Below are 18,391 nucleotides of genomic sequence, written 5' to 3'. Positions count from 1 at the left end.
TCATCGAAGCCGAAAGCAGTGCGGACCAAGGTCCGCACCCACCGAAGGACTGTCGTCCATGACCTATGCCCGATGGCCCCTGGCCGCCGCAGCAGCGAAGATCGGGTCACCACCCTTCCATCGGAACTCGACCGTGTCCCGACGTCTTGCCCGTTCCCTGCTGGCGGCTGCCGTGCTGGCTGCCGTGCCCATGCTGTCCCAGGCCGCCGACCGCATTACCGGCCACACCTTCGCCACCCGTTCGGAGGTGATCGCCCCGCATGCGATGGCCGCCACCTCGCAGCCGCTGGCCACCCAGATCGCGCTGGACGTGATGAAGGCGGGTGGCTCGGCCGTCGATGCCGCCATTGCTGCCAACGCAGCGCTGGGCCTGATGGAACCCACCGGCAACGGCGTCGGCGGCGACCTGTTCGCCATCGTGTGGGACCCGAAGACGCAGAAGCTTTACGGCTACAACGGCTCCGGCCGCTCGCCGAAGTCGCTCACCCTGGCCGAGTTCCAGCGTCGTGGCCTGAAGGAGATCCCGGCCACCGGCCCGCTGCCGGTATCCGTTCCGGGCGCGGTAGATGGCTGGTTCGCGTTGCACGAGCGGTTCGGCCGCAAGCCGATGGCTGACAACCTGGCCCCCGCCATCCGCTATGCGCGCGAAGGGCATCCGGTGGCCGAAGTGATCGCCTATTACTGGGATCGCTCGGTACCGAAGCTGTCGCAGTATCCGGGTTTCAAGGAGCAGTTCACCATCGACGGCCACGCCCCGCGCAAGGGCGAGATGTGGAAGAACCCGAATCTGGCGGACACCCTGCAGAAGATTGCCGACGGGGGGCGTGATGCCTTCTACAAGGGCGACATCGCCCACACCATCGGCGATTACTTCAAGAAGAATGGCGGCTACCTGAGCTACCAGGACATGGCCGACCATCATGGCGAGTGGGTTGAGCCGGTCAGCAGCAACTACCGCGGCTATGACGTGTGGGAGCTGCCGCCGAACAGCCAGGGCATCGCCGCTCTGCAGATCCTCAACGTGCTGGAAGGCTACGACTTCTCGAAGATTCCGTTCGGCTCGCCCGAACACGTGCACCTGTTCGTGGAGGCAAAGAAGCTGGCGTTCGCCGACCGCGCGCGCTTCTACGCCGACATGGCGTTCCAGGCGGCACCGGTACAGAAGCTGATTTCCAAGGACTACGCCGCGCAGCGCCGCGCGCTGATCTCGATGGACAAGGCGCTGAAGGAAGTGCAGCCGGGTACACCGAAGCAGCTGGAAGAGGGCGACACGATCTACATGACCGTGGCCGACGCCGAGGGCATGATGGTGTCGCTGATCCAGTCCAACTACCGCGGCATGGGCAGCGGCATGGCGCCGCCGGGGCTTGGCTTCATCCTGCAGGATCGCGGCGAGATGTTCGTGCTGCAGAAGAACCATCCCAATGGCTACGCACCGGGCAAGCGCCCCTTCCAGACCATCATTCCGGCCTTCATCACCAAGGGCGGTAAGCCGTATGCAAGCTTCGGCGTGATGGGCGGCGCGATGCAGCCACAGGGGCACGCGCAGATCGTGATGAACCTGGTGGACTTCGGCATGAACCTGCAGGAAGCCGGCGATGCGCCGCGTATCCAGCACGAGGGCTCGACCGAACCGACCGGGCAGGCGACGGCGATGACCGATGGCGGTGAGGTGAATCTGGAAACCGGGTTCCCGTACGAGACAGTGCGTGCGCTGATGCGCAAGGGGCACCGCGTGGTGTTTGCCGATGGTCCGTACGGCGGCTACCAGGCGATCCTGCGTGATCCGGACACGGGCGTGTATTACGGCGCGTCGGAGAGTCGCAAGGATGGGCAGGCGGCGGGGTATTGAGGTTTTCCGGCAACCGGGCTCAGCCCCCTCTGCGGTGGGTTCAGAAGCGGAATAGCTTGTTGGGCCGGGTGGGTAGGCTGTTCGGGGGACGCCGCAAGTACGTCCTTGTAGGCTTGGCAGCCGCATCCATGCGGCTGACACCCCCGCCCAGCCCACCCACCCGGCCTCTGACAGTTTTCTGCGGCCGCCACCGCAGGAAGAAAAAAGAAGATCAAAAGCAACAGCAACAGCAACAGCCGCGTGCTGATGGTTGGGGTCGGATCCGTTTTCCGCAGGAAAACGGATCCGACCCCTTCTTGTTTTCCGATACACCTCATCCACGCATGGCGTGGAGAACCAACCGTCACCGGAAATCTGTCGGGGGTGGGGCGGTGTGGGTGGACAGGACCGTTGGCGCCATGGATGGCGCCATCGAGCCCCCAGGGATGGGTTTACGGCGTGTTCTGCCCACCCACACCGCCTCGCCCAACCAGCAGAAACCCAGAGCCGCTCTGGCTTCTGAACTTGCTCTTGCTTGAAAAAAGCAGTGCAGCCGCAGGCTGCAAAACACCCTCAATCCGAATCCTGCGCCCGCGCCGCCTCCGCCTGGGTCTCTTCCTGCGCCGCCATCTCGCGTGCGATCCACGCGTCGATCATGCGTCGCTGGCGCTGCGTTTGCCGGCGCTCCCGCGTGTACTCCTGGTCCAGCACCCGGTACAGCGACACCATCACCAGCACCATCAGCAGAGCGAAAGGCAACGCCGCGATCGTGATCATTCCCTGCAGCGCGTCCAGCCCACCGGCCAGCAGCAATGCCGCCGCAATCAACGCTACCGCGATGCCCCACGCCAGCTTGCGCTTCAGCGGCGGATCGCCGGCTTCGTCGGTGGACATGCTGGCCAGCACCAGCACCGCCGAATCGGCCGAGGTCACGAAGAAGATCATCAGCAGCACCAACGCCACCGCCGACAGCATCAGCGACGCCGGCAGGCTGTCGAACAGGGTGAACAGCACCGTCTCATAGCCATTGCCCAGTGCCTGCACCAGATCGGCATGGCCGAAGATCTGCGCCCACAAGGCCGTTCCGCCGAACACGGCGAACCAGAAGAAGCCCAGCAGCGTCGGCGCCAGCACCACACCGATCACGAACTCGCGCACGCTGCGGCCCCGCGAGATGCGCGCGATGAATGAGCCCACGAACGGTGCCCAGGAAATCCACCAGGCCCAATAGAAAATCGTCCAGTCGGCCACCCATGTGCTGCCGGAGAACGGCGACATGCGCAGGCTCATGGTCACCAACTGGTTGAGGTAGGAGCCCAGCGTGGTGGTGAAGGTATCGAAGATGAATCCGGTCGGCCCCAGCACCAGCACGGTCGCGGCCAACAGTGCGGCCAACGCCAGGTTGAAGTTGGACAGCCACTTTACGCCGCGCTCCACGCCGCTGGCGGTGGAGGCCATGTACAGCACGAACGCAATGGCGATGATGGTCATCTGCACCGGCACCGTAGCCTCCAGGCCGAACACGCGCTCCACACCCGCAGCGATCTGGATGGTGCCGAAGCCGAGCGTCGTCGCCACGCCGATCGCCGTGGCAACCACCGCCGCGATGTTGACGACGCGGCCGATCCAACCGCGGTGGTGGCGGCCGATGATCGGCTGCAGCATATCGCTGACCAGTCCGCGTCCATTGCGGTTGAACTGGAACCAGGCCATTGCCAGACCGATCAGCGCGTAGATCGCCCACGGATGCAGTCCCCAGTGGAAGAACGCATAGCGCATCGATGCACGCGCGGCGTCCATGCTCTGCGGTTCAATGCCTTCCGGTGGCTTGGTGAAGTGCGAGATCGGCTCGGCAGCTCCCCAGAACACCAGACCGATGCCCATGCCGGCAGCGAACAGCATCGACATCCAGCTGGCGCGCGAGAACTCTGGCTCGGCGTCTTCGCCGCCGATGCGCAGGTTGCCGAAGCGGCCGAACGCCAGGTACATCAGGAATACCAGTGCCAGGAATACGACCAGCAGGTACAGCCAGCCGACGCTGCGGATGACATCGCCCAGTGCCGCCTGCACGACGGTATTGAAGGGGCCGGGCGCGAGGCCGGCCAGCAGCACCAGGGCAAGCACCAGTGCGATGGAAATGCGAAACACCATGAAGGAGCTTCTCCGATCAAGGGATTGAGGGGAGCGAGCAAAAGCTTGCGGGGAGTGGGCCGGCGACAGCGTGCGCACACCGGACAGGAGCCGCGATGGCGGCAGGGAAAGCACCGCTTGCAACGGTGCGGTGCGCGTGCACGTTACTGAATGCGACGTCACGGTTCTGTTAACGCGGGTGCAGTAGATCCACGCCAGGCGTGGGTGTACGGCCAGGAGGCCGAGGGGTTTCTATGTTCTAATGCGCACCAAGAAGCGGGGGTACCGCGGCCTTGTGGCCACGGTTGAGATAGTCCCTTGGAACCTGATCCGGCTCATACCGGCGTAGGGAAGCTTTGCAATGCGCCGTGCCCCGACCCCGCCCAAGGACTGCCTTGGTGCTGTCCGGGCGCGGGGGCAGTGCGCCGCCGCTTCGTCCCTGACCTTCCTGGACGATGCCCGATGAACGCACAGCTCTCTGCCCTGCAGCAACAGGCCCAGCAACTCTCCGAGTCCGTGACCCGGCCCATACCCGGCTCGCGCAAGATCCACGTGCCCGGCTCGCGGCCGGACCTGCAGGTGCCGATGCGCGAGATCGCGCTGACCCGCACGCCCACCGTGTTCGGTGGCGAAGAGAACGCACCGGTCACCGTCTACGACACCTCCGGCCCGTACACCGATCCGGACGTGCGCATCGATTTGTCTGCCGGTCTGCCGGCACTGCGTCGCGGCTGGGTGGAGGAGCGCAACGACACCGAACAGCTTGATGGCCTCAGCTCTTCGTTCGGCCGCGCGCGTGAGCACGATCCCAAGCTGGACCCGGTGCGTTTCCCCGCGCGCAGCCTGCCGCGTCGCGCGCAGGCCGGTGCCAACGTCACCCAGATGCACTATGCGCGGCGCGGCATCATCACCCCGGAAATGGAATTCGTCGCCATCCGCGAGAACCAGCGGCTGGAGGCGATCCGTGATGCCGCACTGCTGCAGCAGCATCCCGGTGAATCCTTCGGCGCATCGATCCAGCACATCATCACCCCGGAATTCGTGCGCGAGGAAATCGCCCGCGGCCGCGCGGTGCTGCCCAACAACATCAATCACCCGGAAAGCGAGCCGATGATCATCGGCCGCAACTTCCTCACCAAGATCAATGCCAACATCGGCAACAGCGCGGTGTCCTCGGGTATTGCCGAGGAAGTGGAAAAGCTGGTGTGGGCGATCCGCTGGGGCGGTGACACGGTGATGGACCTGTCCACCGGCAAGCACATCCACGAAACGCGCGAGTGGATCATCCGCAATTCGCCGGTGGCGATCGGTACGGTGCCGATCTACCAGGCGCTGGAGAAGGTCGACGGCCGCGCCGAAGCGCTGACCTGGGAGATCTTCCGCGACACCCTGATCGAGCAGGCCGAGCAGGGCGTGGACTACTTCACCATCCATGCCGGTGTGCTGCTGCGCTACGTGCCACTCACCGCCAAGCGGGTCACCGGTATCGTCAGCCGCGGCGGGTCGATCATGGCCAAGTGGTGCCTGGCCCACCACAAGGAAAACTTCCTCTACACGCATTTCGAAGACATCTGCGAAATCATGAAGGCGTACGACGTGACCTTCTCGCTCGGTGATGGCCTGCGTCCGGGTTGCATCGCCGATGCCAACGATGCCGCGCAGTTCGGCGAGCTGGAAACGCTGGGCGAGTTGACGAAGATCGCCTGGAAGCACGACGTGCAGACCATGATCGAAGGCCCCGGCCACGTGCCGATGCAGCTGATCAAGGAGAACATGGACAAGCAGCTGCGCGAGTGCGGCGAGGCACCGTTCTACACGCTCGGCCCGCTGACCACCGACATCGCGCCGGGCTATGACCACATCACCAGTGCGATCGGCGCGGCGATGATCGGCTGGTTCGGTACTGCCATGCTCTGCTATGTCACGCCGAAGGAGCACCTGGGCCTGCCCAACCGGCAGGACGTGCGCGACGGCATCATGGCGTATCGCATTGCCGCCCATGCCGCGGATCTGGCCAAGGGGCATCCGGGTGCGCAGGTGCGTGACAACGCGCTGAGCAAGGCACGCTTCGAGTTCCGCTGGGACGACCAGTTCCACCTCGGCCTGGACCCGGAGAAGGCCAAGGAATTCCACGACGAGACGCTGCCCAAGGACGCGCACAAGCTGGCGCATTTCTGTTCGATGTGCGGCCCGCATTTCTGCTCGATGAAGATCACCCAGGACGTGCGCGAGTACGCCGAGAAGGGCATGCAGGAGAAGTCCGAGCAGTTCCGCGCAGCCGGCGCCGAGGTGTACCAGCAGGGCTGATCGCAGATGGGCAGCGCCGGGTCATGCCCGGCGTCATCCCATCACCCATCTCACGGGCATGCCGCTATCCTCGGCCCATCGTTCCCCGGGGACAAGGAACCATGCCCATTGCCGTGACCACCCGCTGGCTGGCCATCGCCCGCCGTCATCCCTCTGCCTGGCTGCTCGGGGCGCAGTTGCTGTCGGTACTGCTGTACCCGGCGCTGGACGAAACCGCTGCCGGGCGCGCGGCCGTAGGCGTGTTCGGCATGGCCGTGCTCGGCCTGGCCCTGTGGGTGGTGCAGCGCAGCCCGCTGGGAACCTGGCTGGCGCTGGTGCTGGCCATTCCTGCGGTGGTGTTTTCACTATCCGCGGCGCTGCTCGACCGGCCGGCACTGGGCATCACTGCACAACTGCTGGAAAGCCTGCTGTATTTCTATACCGCTGGAGCGCTGATCGCTTACATGCTGCAGGACCATAAGGTGACCCGCGACGAGCTGTTTGCCGCCGGCGCCACGTTCACGTTGTTGGCATGGGCATTCGCTTTTAGCTTTGCCGTATGTCAGCAGTGGTATCCAGGCAGTTTCCAGGGCGCCACGGGTGGAGCGCAGCGCACGTGGATGGAACTGCTTTATCTGAGCTTCAGCTTATTGTCCGGAGTCGGGCTGAGTGATGTCGTACCACTGCATCCGCAGGCCCGCGCGCTGGTCATGCTGGAGCAGTTTTCCGGCGTCATGTATGTCGCGCTGGTGGTTTCGCGGCTGGTCGGCCTGACCATGCTGAAACGCTTCTGAAAATGAACGCCAGATAAAAATATCGCGCCCGAAAGGGCGCGAATGATGATGCTTATTATGTGAATGCGTCGGCGAGAGAGAGCCTGATGTCGACCACGCGATAGGCGAGGTAACCCGCATAGGCTAATATCCGGAGGCTTCGTTTTTTTTGCGGTATGCGCCGATGCTTTGTGCGGAATCTGGCTTCTTGCTGTGCCAAGGATGGGAAGGGATCGATGGTGAACAGTGTTCGCGGCCTGTTTCAACCCCATAGCAACGAATGATCAACAGCGAAATCCAGTCGCCTGAATCCGACCGCGTCCGCGTCGGCGAATGCATCGTTACTTTGTCCTCGCGTGAGGTTGAAGTTGCGGGTGCGCGCCGTACGCGACGTTTGACGCCCAAGTCGCTGGGCGTGCTGCGCATGTTGATGCGGCAGCCGGGACGAGTGGTGACCCGTGACGAGCTGTTCGCCGAAGTGTGGCCGGACACGCTGCCGACCAACGATGTGCTGACCCAGGCGGTTACCCAGCTGCGCAAGGCGTTCAGCGTCGACGACGACAACGGCCAGGCGTACATCGAGACCATCGCCAAGACCGGCTACCGCTTGCTGGTGCCGGTGCAGCCGCTGGCGGACCACGAGACCGATGCGATCGCTGCTGCCGAGGAATCGTCTGTAGCGCCGCCACCTGCGCCGAATGCCGTCGCCCCCGTCGGCGCGCCCGTGGTTGAACTCGGCAGCCGTCGCTGGCGGCGCCTCCGCCGTCGCCTGCTGCTGGCGTTGGGCGTGGTGATGCTGCTGGCACTGGTGGTGTTGAGCGTACTGCTGCTGCGCCGCCCGGCGCCGGTGAACTCTCCGGTGGACGCGGCAGTGGAGAACGGCACGCGGGTGATTGGAAGCCCTGAGCGGCCGTATCGATTGATTACCGCCACAGCCGGTTTTGAGACCTATCCCACACTTTCGCCTGACGGATCGCAGGTCGCCTACGAAGGCGCCAACGACGATGGCAAGGGCGGCAACGCCATCAAGGTGCAGACCTCCGGCAACGCGCCCGCACGCCAGCTGCTTTCGCCGCCGGCAGGTGCCAGCGACCGTTTCCCGAACTGGTCGCCGGATGGCCGCGAAATCGCCTTCGCCCGCTTTGGTGCCGATGACAGCTGCCAGGTATTGATCGCCAGCGCCACTGGCGGCGCCGTGCGCCAGGCCACGCGCTGCGACGGCACCGAGCTGCTCAGTTTCGACTGGACACCCGATGGCCGCGGCCTGGTCTTCGGCAGCATGGTGGGTCGTTATGCCCATCGCGGCATCCGCGTGCTCGATCTGGCCACCGGCCAATGGCGTGCGCTGGATTACGCTGTCGACGAAGATGATTTCGATTACGCCCCGCGCTATTCCCCGGATGGCAAATGGCTGGTGTTTGTCCGCAACCCTCAGCTGGGCGACCTGTGGCGGATGCCTGCCAGCGGCGGCACGCCCGAGCAGTTGACGACCGAATCGGCCGAACTGCGCGGTTGGGCATGGCTGGGCGACGGTCGACATATCGTGTTCGGTCGCCGCGTGGACAGCGAGGCTCGCTTGTACTACCTCGACGTCGAGCGCCGTACGCTGCGTGACGCCGGGCTCGACGATGCGCAGTGGCCGGCGGTCTCCCGCCGCGGCGACATGCTGGCGTTCGTGCATCGGCGCGCGCAGTTCGGCGTGTTCAGGATGCCCGCGCAGGGTGGTGCAGGCGAGCGTCTGTTTGCCTCCAGTGGCCGCGATGGGCAACCGATGGTGGCGCCGGATGGACGGCAACTGGTGTTCAGTTCCGATCGTTCCGGCAGCTTCGCGCTGTGGTGGGCCGACATGCAGCGGCCGGAGTCGCTGCGGCCGATTGAAGGGTTGAAACCGGAAGCACGGCAGGCGCCCGACTGGTCGGCCGACAGCCGGCATCTGCTGGTGGTGGGCCGCGATGAGCACGGCGAAGCCGTTGTCTACGAGATCGCCCCGCGCGACGAACAGCTGCATCGCCTTCCGGTTCCCGCCGAGCAACCGTTGCAGGCGTTGTACGGCGCCGACGCGGATCAGCTGCTGGTGGTTGAACGTGATGCCGACCAGCACACCCGGTTGAGCCTGTTCGACCGCAGCGCGCAGCCTTGGCGGCGGCTGGCCAGCCTGGAGGGCGTATCACAGGCGCGTTTCGACCGCAGTACCGGGCGGGTGCTGTTCACCCGGCTGGCAGCCGGTGGGTTGTGGTCGGTGGACGCGGCATTGACGCCGGCCAGCGTGCAGCAGATCAGCGAGGACCGGCCCAGCCGTTGGCGCTACCGGACCTGGACCGTGGCCGGCAACGGCAGCATCGACTACCTCGGCAGCAGTGCCAGCTGCGGCACGACCCTGGTCCGTATCCAGTCCGGACGCGAAGAGGCGGAGCGCTGCCTGGACGCGCAGCGCCTGAGCGCGGGCAATGGACTCAGCGCCAGTGCCGACGGAAACAGCCTGTACCTGGCCCTGGCCATCAGCGATGGTGCCGACATCGGCGTGATGCGACTGCCCGAACAACCGCCCGCGCTGTTCCCTGCATTCTCCAAATTGTTGATCTTGAACGAGAAAGGGCCTTCGTAACTTCTTCGTGACGATCTCGCCGCGAATTCGTGGCGATCTCGGCAGTCTTTCCTGACGCGCTGCCGCCTGATTTGGCAAAACGGAGGCCTGTACTTGGCAAATCCGTGGTGCCCCTATGCGTCAACTCTCGCTGGCCGATCGTGGCCAAACCCTCTCCCTGGACAAGTCGATCGACGATGTCGCGCCGACCTGCATGGGCGTTGCCCGCCTCGGCAGCCTGCAGACCGCCGGCATCAGCTTCAGTGTCTGGATGCAGGTGCGCGGTACCTCGTGGGTGGAAGCCAAGGAAGGGCGGTTCCGCCTTCGCCAGGGCGAGTGGATCGCGTTCGAGAAGGAGTCCAGGCCGCTGGTCCAGGCCGGACGCAACGGCCTGTGCGTGGGCATGAACCTGAACGTCGAAGCGCTGCGCGTGCTGACCGAAATGGCCGACTGCGGCCTGTACGCCGGCCGCGGCCTGATGAACCGGGCCGATGCACGCGTGGCACTGCGCCTGTGGCGTGACGCCCTCGCCAGCGGTCAGCCGGCGCAGGCGCTGCGTCCGCTGTTGCTGCATCTGGCCGGTCTGCAGCGCAGCCTGGCAGACAACGTGCAGCGTTGCCCCGGCCGCTCGCGCAGTCGCAAGCGCCAGGTGTTCGGTCGCATGCAGCGCGCGCGCCTGTATCTGGAAGGCAACAGCCACCGTGTGGTGCGCATCGGCGAACTGGCCGAGCTGACCAACTTCTCCAGCTGGTATCTCTCCAAGACGTTCCAGAGCCTGTACGAGGAAAGCCCGCAGTCGCTTTCGGCACGGTTGCGCCTTGAGCGCGCGGCCGATCTGCTGCGCGACACCGACATGATGGTCGGCGAAGTCGCTGCTGCCAGCGGTTTCGACAACTGCTGCAGCTTCGCGCGCGCCTTCCGCGCCCGCTATGGGCAGTCCGCTTCGCGCTTCCGCGAGAACGACGGACAGCTTCCGCCACACTCCGCAAAGTCTCCGGTTGTGTCGCGCAAATACAGCGCTGCAACGCAATCGTAACGTGCTACGGCGTTTTAACACGCTACTAACACGTACCTTGGAGAGATTGATGAACGTTCGTATTCCTGCAGTGCGGCTCGGCTTGTTGCCGGCCGGCATTGCGCTTGCCTTGGCACCGTCCTTCGCTTCGGCGCAGGACGCAGCTGCCGGCGGCACGACCGACCTGGACCGCATTTCGGTCACCGGTTCGCGCATCCGCCAGGCGAGCATGGAAACCGCACAGCCGGTGATCGCGCTGCAGCGCGCCGACATTGAAAAGCAGGGCTTCACCAGCGTTGCCGACATCGTGCAGAACCTGTCGGCAACCGGTTCGCCGGCGATCAGCCGCGCCGACGCCCTGACCTCGGGCGAAGAAGTCGGCGGCCAGTACGTCGACCTGCGCAACCTCGGCCCGGAGCGCACCCTGGTGCTGCTGGACGGCAAGCGCATGGGCACCAGCACCGGTGGTTACACCGATCTGGCCTCGATCCCGACCTCGGTCGTGGAGCGCATCGAAGTGCTGACCGATGGCGCCTCGGCCATCTATGGTTCCGACGCCATCGCCGGCGTGGTCAACATCATCACCCGCAAGAACTTCGACGGCCTGGAAGCCAGCGTCTACGGTGGCCAGTACGGCCAGGGCGACGGCCAGAAGCAGGTCTACAACTTCGTTTACGGCCAGACCGGTGAGCGTGGTTCGATCACCTTCGGCGCCGAGTACAGCAAGGAAGACGAGGTCAAGGCCAAGGATCGCTCCTTCAGCCGCTACCCGAACGGTCGCTTCCATCCGTTCCCCACCGACGACGATGCCAATGGCTGGTCGCCGGCGTCCAACCATGGCGTGCTGATCGACGACATGGGCACCCCGAAGAACGCCAACGACGATATCTGGTACACCCGTGGCAATACCGGTGCCGGCAACGGCATGGGCGACTTCCGTGAGTTCGGCACCGCCGACTACACCAATGCCAGCCAGGAAATGTGGCTGCAGAACAAGTTGACCCGTCGCTCGGTGTTCGCCAACGGCAACTACGATCTGACCGACAACATCCGCGCTACCGCGAACGTGCTGTACACCAAGCGCACCGCGACTTCGCAGATTGCCGGCTACCCGTACCAGTCCGAGGTCTACGGCACCCCGCTGTCGGGCGACAGCATCTACAACCCGCTGGGCAAGGACGCGAACTTCATCCGTCGCACCTCCGAGTTCCCGCGCCAGACCGAATCCGAGCAGGAAACCTTCCGCTTCTCGGCCGGCCTGGAAGGTTCGTTCGAGTTCGCTGACAAGTTCTGGGATTGGGACGTGGGTTACGTCTACAACCAGAACAAGGGCGTCAAGACCGGCACCGGCAACCTGTTCATCCCGAACGTGCAGAACGCCGTCGGCCCGTCCTTCATGGACGGCGACGTTGCCCGTTGCGGTACCCCGGGCAAGGTGATCGCGGGTTGCACCCCGTGGAACCCGCTCGCACCGTACGGCTCCACCGGCAATGGTTCGCTGGCTGATCCGGCACTGCAGGCCTATCTGTTCCTGCCGAGCCACGACACCTACACCAACACCACCAAGGCTTACAGCGCCAACATCTCCGGTTCGCTGTTCACGCTGCCGGCCGGTGACCTGGCCATCGCTGCCGGTTACGAGCACCGTCAGGAAAGCGGTGAGTACAACCCGGATGCACTGCTGCAGTCGGGCCTGAGCACCGACCTGGCCGGCGCGCCGACCAAGGGCAGCTACAAGCTCGACGAGTTCTACGTCGAACTGAACGTGCCGGTGCTGGCTGACATGCCGTTCGCCAAGGAACTGTCGCTCGACATGGCCGGTCGCTATTCGGACTACAACACCTTCGGCGATACCATCAACAGCAAGTTCGGCCTGAAGTGGAAGCCGATCGACGACCTGCTGGTGCGTGCGACCTATTCGACGGGCTTCCGCGCGCCGAACATCGCCAACATGTACGGCGGCACCTCGCAGACCTTCGACGCCTACACCGATCCGTGCGACAGCAGCTTCGGTTCGGCCTCGCGCAACCCGTCGGTTGCCGCGGCCTGCGGTGCACGTGGCGTTCCGGCGAACTTCCGCCAGATCACCTCGGGCGGCGCACAGTCGACCGGCCCGGGCACCCAGTCCTACAGCGCCTTCGAGTCGGGTTCCAACCCGGAACTGCAGCCGGAAACCTCCAAGACCTGGACTGCTGGCCTGGTCTACAGCCCGAACTTCGTGCAGGGCCTGGACGTCAGCCTGGACTGGTGGAAGATCCGCATCGACAACGTGATCGCCGCCGAGTCGGTGACCTCGATCCTCAACCAGTGCTACGTGCTGGGCGTGGCGTCGGCGTGTGACCGCTTCAGCCGCGGTACCGAAGGCCGCACCGTCAACCAGGTGGTCGACGTTACCCGCACCCTGATCAACGGTGGTTACCAGGAAACCGCAGGTTACGACCTGGGCATCAAGTACCGCCTGCCGGAGTTCTCCTTCGGCAAGATCGTGGTTGACTGGAAGACCACCTACGTCGATTACCTCGAGTACAAGCGCGACAACGAAGCCGAGACCCCGGTCGAGCAGCACACCAGCTGGGCAACCGGCGACTGGGGTGCGAACTTCCGCGTCCGTTCGAACCTGAATGTCGATTGGAGCCTGGGCAACCTGGGCGTGAACTGGGCGGTGCGTTACTACTCGAGCATGAAGGAGCCGTGCTCCTACGACACCGAGTGCAACCTGCCTGACTTCAGCTCGTCCTACACCCTGGGCCAGCCGACCCGCAAGGTTGGTTCGAACACCTTCCACGATGTGCAGGTGCGTTACACCCTGCCGTGGCAGGCTACGGTCTCGGTCGGTGCCAACAACGTGTTCAACCACGAAGGCCCGGTCATGTACAGCCAGCCGAACTCGAGCTTCTCGTACTACGGTGGCTTCGACATCGGTCGTTACTACTACATGAAGTACACCCAGCGCTTCTGATCCATCGAAGCGTGACAGCAGAAAGAGGAGGGCGGGCCGCAAGGTCCGCCCTTCTTGTTTGCGCGCTGCACCGACTGGGTAGATCCACGCCATGCGTGGATGTACGTTCCGGCACAACGGCACCACGAAAAAAGGCAGGCCACCCGGCCTGCCTTTCATCCCCTGCGCACCCGCCTGCCGCTACGCCTCAGGCGTCGCTTGGCACCAGCCCCATCAGGCTGTTGGCGTGCTCGCGCCACTGCGGCAGCTTGTTCAGCACACCGGCGCGCTGCAGATACTCTTCATCCACCGGATCGCCGTTGACCAGTGCCAGTGCCACGTGCACCGCACCGGTCACCCAGAAGCTGCGGGTGTTGGCGCGCTGCGGCTGCAGATGGAACGCCACCGCCTCGATGATCGGCATCGGCAGGCCCCACAGGCCCAGCAGATAGGCGCCGGCTTCGGCATGGCCGGGGCGGTCGTCGCCCGCCAGCTCGGGTTCGCTGCGTTCGTTGCGTACGCCCGGCAGCAGCAGGCCGATGTCGGCCAGCAGTGCGGCGGTGGCACCGAGTTCGGCACTGGAGTCGGGCAGCAGGCGTGCGGCCAATCGCGAGGCCATCAAGGCACGCTGCTGCAGCGAGTTGCGCTCGGCGCCGGACAAGGTCGGCGCGGAGAACACTTCACTGGCCAGCACCAGGTCACGCAGCGTGGCCAGGCCCAGCCGGGTCACGGCCGTGCGCAGGTCGGCGATGGTGCGGCCCTGGCTGAAGAACGCCGAATTGGAAAGCTGCAGCACCTTTGCTGCGATCGCCGGGTCGGCGGCGACCAGCTTGGCGACATCGGCGCTGTCGGCGTCGTCGTCATGTTCCAGTGCCTGGGTCAGGCTCAGGTACAGATGCGGTGGCGAGGGCAGCTTCTCGATGCGGCCGATGGCATCGCGCAGGCGCGGGCTGTCCAGCACTTCGCGCAGCTCTTCCAGGCTGGTCAGTGCTTCCAGCAGCACTTCCGGTGCCAACGGCAAGGGCAGGAAGCGATGGGCGACACCGATCAGGCGCGCCGGCGGCGGCCGGTTGCCATGCTGTGCATCGACAAGTGCGATGCGGATGGTCTCCGGGCGCAAGGTGCGGATCTGTCCCAGCAGCGTGGTCGCGTTGAGATCGGGCAACTGCGGGCAGACGATCACCGCGTCCACGCCCTGGGTGGCGACCGCGGTCATCGCGGTATGGCCATCGGTGGCGGTCAACGGCTGCCAGTCTTCCCCAAGATCGGCAATGAATTCGGTCAGCTCAGCCGGCAGGCTGGCTGTATCCCCAACAAGCAGAATACGCACGACACATTCCCCTGGCTGTCTCGACGGTCGATGTCGAAGACGTGTGAAGTGACGCAATTTACCTAATACGGCGGCAAAGGTGATGTGCCGCCGTCATGAAACGTGACCCGCATCGCTCCGACGCCGTGCGCCGGAGCAATGCTGTTCAGTCTCAGGCCTTGCTGTCGAGGTGGCGCTGGTGCGCCTCGATCAGGATCTGCTTGGCCTCAGCCGCGCCGCCCCAACCGTCCAGCTTGACCCACTTGCCCTTCTCCAGGTCCTTGTAGTGCTCGAAGAAGTGGCCGATGCGCTCCAGCCAGTGGCTGGACACCTGCTCGATGTCTTCCACGTGCGCGTAGCCGCCGAACACCTTGGTGACCGGCACGGCCAGGATCTTCTCGTCGCTGCCGGCCTCATCGCTCATCTTCAGCACACCGACCGGACGGCAACGCACCACCGAACCCGGGACCAGCGGCAGCGGCAGCACCACCAGCACGTCGGCCGGATCGCCGTCGCCGCACAGGGTGCTCGGCACGTAGCCGTAGTTGCAGGGGTAGCGCATCGGGGTCGACAGGATGCGGTCGACGAAGATCGCGCCGGTTTCCTTGTCCACTTCGTACTTCACCGGCTCGGAATCCTTCGGGATCTCGATGATGACGTTGATTTCTTCCGGCGGGTTCTTGCCGGGCGAGACGAGTTCCAGACCCATGGTGTGCTCCAGGTGGGGGTGTAGACGGATAGCTCTCCATTTTATGCCTTTGCCGGTCGCTGTGCAGGGTAGGGCGCTGACGGGCCGTCGCGGTGGCCGATGACCGGTCAGGACGGGGTATCCCGATGGGGACGGGCCGGCGACCGGAGCAGGCTGGAATCCCGAACCGAGGAGACCTGCAATGAACTGGAACCGTTGGCGCTGCGGCGTTCTGCTGCTGCTTGTCCCGCTGACCGCGCTGGCGCGCGGGACGCATGTCGACCTGATCGACTCCCCAACCGAGCAAGCTTCCTGGGACAGGGCCTACGCGCTGGAGGGCGCGCTTGCCCAGGCATTCGACCGCCTGTGCGCCGATACCTTCTGCGAAGGCGATTACAGCAACTACCGGGTGCTGGAGTTCCGCTGCGCGGTGCTGGCCCACCGGGGAACGGTGCAGCGCTGCGTCTGGGTGCTGGCGGCCAGCGAACTGGCGGTGCAACCCGACACAGGGCAGGTACAAGTCGACAACGGCCACTGGACCTGCCCGGTGGAAATGCAGCCCGGGGTGCCGGTTGAAGCCTTCTTTGCCTCGCTGGAGGCGCCGGACGGCCTGATGGCGCCACTGCCCGGGCTCGACCATGGTCTGTTCGAGGTGCTGCCTGATTGCCTGCAGAGGAGGGGCGCCTGATGCGTGCTTTCCCGGGACGATGGCTGCTCTGTGGTCTGCTGCTGGCCGGAACCGCGCAGGCGGCGCCGGCGTTCGTGGACGCCCGTGACTATCCCGATCCCGCGACCGGCCGGGAGCGCTTCCTCGCTGCCGAGCGGATGCTGGTGCGCGGGTTCGATGATATCTGTGGCGACACGTTCTGCGAGGGGCAGTACTACAACCTGTGGGCCATGCGCCTGCGCTGCTCGGTGGAGCGCGCGACAGGCGTGGTCGCCAGCTGCGTCTGGACCTTCGCTGGCAGCGAAACCTGGGTGCAGAAGGACGGCCGGATCGATGTCGACCATGGCACCTACGCCTGCACGCTGCCGCTGGCGCCTGCAACCCGGCTGGAGGAGCTGCTGCAGGTCTGGCAGGTTTCCGGGCATGAGGCGATTGATGCCCCGTTGCCCGGCACGACCACGAGCGTCTATGACGGCCTGACAGACTGTCTCTGACGCAGGGGGGGGGGGGGCGTAATGCAAACGTGATTTATTCGCATTAACGGAGTAGCATGCGCGCCGCCCCCGTCTGTCCCGTCGCCGCGCATGTCCTCCAACGCCGTCACCCTGACCGAACTGCTGATCCGCGAACGATCGGCACTGCTGCGGCGCGTGCAGCGCATTCTCGGTGGCGACAGCGGGGCGGAAGACGTGATCCAGGCGGTCTGGTTCAAGGCGCGCGGGGTCGACAGCAGCCAGAGCATCGACAATCCGCGCGCCTATCTCTATCGACTGGCCATCAACCTCGCCACCGACCATGGCCGCGAATCGACGCGGCGCAACCGCCTGCTGGCCGAGCACTACCTGTGGCAGGAGGACGAGCAGATCTCCACGGAGGAGCAGGTGATGGTGCAGGATGAGTTGCAGCGCGTGCTCGATGCCGCCGGCCACCTGCCCGAGCCGACGCGTACCATCTTCCATCTCAATCGCCTGCAGGGCCTGACCCAGGCCGACATCGCCCGACGCCTCGGGGTGTCGGTGACCACGGTGGAGAACCACGTACGCACTGCGCTGCAGCGGCTTGCCTGGGCACGCAGCGGTCGATGAACGATCCGGCTTGGGGGCGCACACCCGCCGTGCGTCTTGATTCGCAGGCCGCCCATGCGGTCTAGTCCTTCCGCCCACCTCTGATCGTGTCCCCCGCCAGCCGATGAGCCCGCCCCCGACACCCCGCAGCACCGCCGATGAGGCCGTGGCCGAACAGGCCAGGGACTGGATCGTGTGCCTGGCGTCCGGCGATATCAGCGACGCGCGCATGGATGCGTTCGAGCGCTGGTTGGCCGAGCCTGCGAATCGGCGTTCATTCGAGCATGAGCGCATGCTGTGGCGCAGTGTGGGTCCGCGTCCGGTCGCCATCGAACGCAGGCAGGCTGCGCGTCGCCCGCGGCGGCTGCGTTGGGCCATGGCCACCGCCGCTGCGCTGGCAATGCTGGTGGTCTGGCCCGATACCTGGCTGCGCCTGCAGGCGGATCATCGCAGCGACCACCGCGTGCAGGATGTGCATCTGCCCGATGGCAGCCGTGCCGTGCTCGATGCCGACAGTGCGATCGCCGTGCACTTCGATGACCAGCGTCGTCGCATTGAACTGCTGCGTGGCCGTGCCTGGTTCTATGTGGCGCCTGATGCGCAGAGGCGCTTCAGCGTCGCGGCTGGCAACGGTGTGGTGGAAGACATCTCCACCGCATTCACGGTCGCCCACGTTGCCGCCGGGGTGGAGACCGAAGTCGGACAGGGCCGCGTACGCGTGGCCAGTCCGGTCGATGGCGGCTGGACCTATCTGCAGGTGGGGCAACGTGCGGGCTATGGCGAGCATCGAAGCGTGCAGCGCCTGACCGACGTTGCCGCAGACAGCGTCGGTGCCTGGCGACAGGGCGAGCTGCTGCTGGAGCAGGCCAGCGTGACCGATGCCGTGCACGAGGTCGGTCGCTATCGCGCAGGGCCTACGTTCGTGCGCGGCAATCTCCAGGCGCTTCCAGCCGTCAGCGCGGCGCTGCGCGTCGATCATCCGGAGCAGGCACTGGACGCGCTGGCGGCCACCGCCGGCCTGCAGGTCACCCGCCTGCCACTGGGTGTGGCAATCGTCCACCGGTAACGCCACGCCATCCGCGGATGCAGCGGCTGCATCGCATCCG

The 18,391-nt window shown here is 65.3% G+C and carries 13 protein-coding genes and 1 riboswitch; of the genes, 10 read left to right on the top strand and 3 right to left on the bottom strand.

The genetic code is table 11. From position 1 onward, the window contains the following. Nucleotides 1-190: 190 nt before the first annotated feature. Entirely contained in the window at nucleotides 191-1,852 is a 1,662-nt protein-coding gene (gene ggt, locus CR156_RS15625; RefSeq protein WP_100554201.1) for a gamma-glutamyltransferase, read from the top strand. Nucleotides 1,853-2,404: 552 nt separating this feature from the next. On the opposite strand, the gene CR156_RS15620 is transcribed toward ggt, so the two are convergent. Beyond that, nucleotides 2,405-3,982: a BCCT family transporter gene (locus CR156_RS15620; RefSeq protein ID WP_089236724.1), complete on the bottom strand. Its 1,578-nt coding sequence runs from the start codon at nucleotides 3,980-3,982 to the stop codon at nucleotides 2,405-2,407. 247 nt (nucleotides 3,983-4,229) lie between these two features. Then, a riboswitch (TPP riboswitch) is annotated at nucleotides 4,230-4,331 on the top strand. 92 nt (nucleotides 4,332-4,423) lie between these two features. Here CR156_RS15620 and thiC point away from each other — a divergent pair. The 5 genes from thiC (at nucleotide 4,424) to CR156_RS15595 (ending at nucleotide 13,578) form a co-directional block, all read left to right on the top strand. Continuing rightward, nucleotides 4,424-6,268, top strand: a complete 1,845-nt coding sequence (gene thiC, locus CR156_RS15615; RefSeq protein WP_100553487.1) for a phosphomethylpyrimidine synthase ThiC — start codon at nucleotides 4,424-4,426, stop codon at nucleotides 6,266-6,268. 101 nt (nucleotides 6,269-6,369) lie between these two features. Continuing rightward, nucleotides 6,370-7,041, top strand: a complete 672-nt coding sequence (locus tag CR156_RS15610; protein WP_100553486.1) for an ion channel — start codon at nucleotides 6,370-6,372, stop codon at nucleotides 7,039-7,041. A 259-nt stretch (nucleotides 7,042-7,300) separates the two neighbouring features. Beyond that, nucleotides 7,301-9,625: a winged helix-turn-helix domain-containing protein gene (locus CR156_RS15605; protein ID WP_100553485.1), complete on the top strand. Its 2,325-nt coding sequence runs from the start codon at nucleotides 7,301-7,303 to the stop codon at nucleotides 9,623-9,625. A 115-nt stretch (nucleotides 9,626-9,740) separates the two neighbouring features. After that, a complete protein-coding gene (locus CR156_RS15600) occupies nucleotides 9,741-10,640 on the top strand; it encodes a helix-turn-helix transcriptional regulator (protein ID WP_100553484.1) in 900 nt (299 codons plus the stop codon). Nucleotides 10,641-10,689: 49 nt separating this feature from the next. Further along, nucleotides 10,690-13,578, top strand: coding sequence for a TonB-dependent receptor domain-containing protein (locus tag CR156_RS15595; protein ID WP_207764203.1), 2,889 nt, complete (start codon nucleotides 10,690-10,692; stop codon nucleotides 13,576-13,578). A 187-nt stretch (nucleotides 13,579-13,765) separates the two neighbouring features. Here CR156_RS15595 and CR156_RS15590 read toward each other — a convergent pair whose 3' ends face one another. Together CR156_RS15590 and ppa are read right to left on the bottom strand one after the other, a co-directional pair. Beyond that, nucleotides 13,766-14,887, bottom strand: a complete 1,122-nt coding sequence (locus tag CR156_RS15590) for an HDOD domain-containing protein (protein ID WP_089236713.1) — start codon at nucleotides 14,885-14,887, stop codon at nucleotides 13,766-13,768. A gap of 151 nt (nucleotides 14,888-15,038) precedes the next feature. Beyond that, a complete protein-coding gene (gene ppa / locus CR156_RS15585) occupies nucleotides 15,039-15,575 on the bottom strand; it encodes an inorganic diphosphatase (protein ID WP_025874161.1) in 537 nt (178 codons plus the stop codon). Nucleotides 15,576-15,756: 181 nt separating this feature from the next. Here ppa and CR156_RS15580 point away from each other — a divergent pair, with 181 nt between their 5' ends. The 4 genes from CR156_RS15580 (at nucleotide 15,757) to CR156_RS15565 (ending at nucleotide 18,351) form a co-directional block, all read left to right on the top strand. Beyond that, a complete protein-coding gene (locus tag CR156_RS15580) occupies nucleotides 15,757-16,242 on the top strand; it encodes a hypothetical protein (RefSeq protein WP_100553483.1) in 486 nt (161 codons plus the stop codon). Further along, nucleotides 16,242-16,715, top strand: coding sequence for a hypothetical protein (locus CR156_RS15575; protein WP_100553482.1), 474 nt, complete (start codon nucleotides 16,242-16,244; stop codon nucleotides 16,713-16,715). Before CR156_RS15580 ends, CR156_RS15575 begins: the two co-directional genes overlap by 1 nt. A 90-nt stretch (nucleotides 16,716-16,805) precedes the next feature. Further along, complete coding sequence (locus CR156_RS15570) at nucleotides 16,806-17,306, top strand: RNA polymerase sigma factor (RefSeq protein ID WP_100553481.1); 501 nt, start codon at nucleotides 16,806-16,808, stop codon at nucleotides 17,304-17,306. A gap of 103 nt (nucleotides 17,307-17,409) precedes the next feature. Further along, nucleotides 17,410-18,351, top strand: coding sequence for a FecR family protein (locus tag CR156_RS15565; RefSeq protein WP_100553480.1), 942 nt, complete (start codon nucleotides 17,410-17,412; stop codon nucleotides 18,349-18,351). Nucleotides 18,352-18,391 lie beyond the last annotated feature (40 nt).

The organism is Stenotrophomonas lactitubi, assembly GCF_002803515.1.
GTDB lineage: Bacteria > Pseudomonadota > Gammaproteobacteria > Xanthomonadales > Xanthomonadaceae > Stenotrophomonas > Stenotrophomonas lactitubi.
Note: the sequence above shows the minus strand (reverse complement) of the source record. Positions and strands in the feature narration are given on the sequence as shown.

Bases quoted from the DNA above. Each gene is read 5' to 3' on its own strand.
- CR156_RS15570 (WP_100553481.1), top strand. From the start codon at position 16,806: ATGTCCTCCAACGCCGTCACCCTGACCGAACTGCTGATCCGCGAACGA.
- CR156_RS15605 (WP_100553485.1), top strand. From the start codon at position 7,301: ATGATCAACAGCGAAATCCAGTCGCCTGAATCCGACCGCGTCCGCGTC.
- CR156_RS15595 (WP_207764203.1), top strand. From the start codon at position 10,690: ATGAACGTTCGTATTCCTGCAGTGCGGCTCGGCTTGTTGCCGGCCGGC.
- CR156_RS15610 (WP_100553486.1), top strand. From the start codon at position 6,370: ATGCCCATTGCCGTGACCACCCGCTGGCTGGCCATCGCCCGCCGTCAT.
- CR156_RS15600 (WP_100553484.1), top strand. From the start codon at position 9,741: ATGCGTCAACTCTCGCTGGCCGATCGTGGCCAAACCCTCTCCCTGGAC.
- thiC (WP_100553487.1), top strand. From the start codon at position 4,424: ATGAACGCACAGCTCTCTGCCCTGCAGCAACAGGCCCAGCAACTCTCC.
- ppa (WP_025874161.1), bottom strand. From the start codon at position 15,575: ATGGGTCTGGAACTCGTCTCGCCCGGCAAGAACCCGCCGGAAGAAATC.
- ggt (WP_100554201.1), top strand. From the start codon at position 191: ATGCTGTCCCAGGCCGCCGACCGCATTACCGGCCACACCTTCGCCACC.
- CR156_RS15575 (WP_100553482.1), top strand. From the start codon at position 16,242: ATGCGTGCTTTCCCGGGACGATGGCTGCTCTGTGGTCTGCTGCTGGCC.
- CR156_RS15620 (WP_089236724.1), bottom strand. From the start codon at position 3,982: ATGGTGTTTCGCATTTCCATCGCACTGGTGCTTGCCCTGGTGCTGCTG.
- CR156_RS15565 (WP_100553480.1), top strand. From the start codon at position 17,410: ATGAGCCCGCCCCCGACACCCCGCAGCACCGCCGATGAGGCCGTGGCC.
- CR156_RS15580 (WP_100553483.1), top strand. From the start codon at position 15,757: ATGAACTGGAACCGTTGGCGCTGCGGCGTTCTGCTGCTGCTTGTCCCG.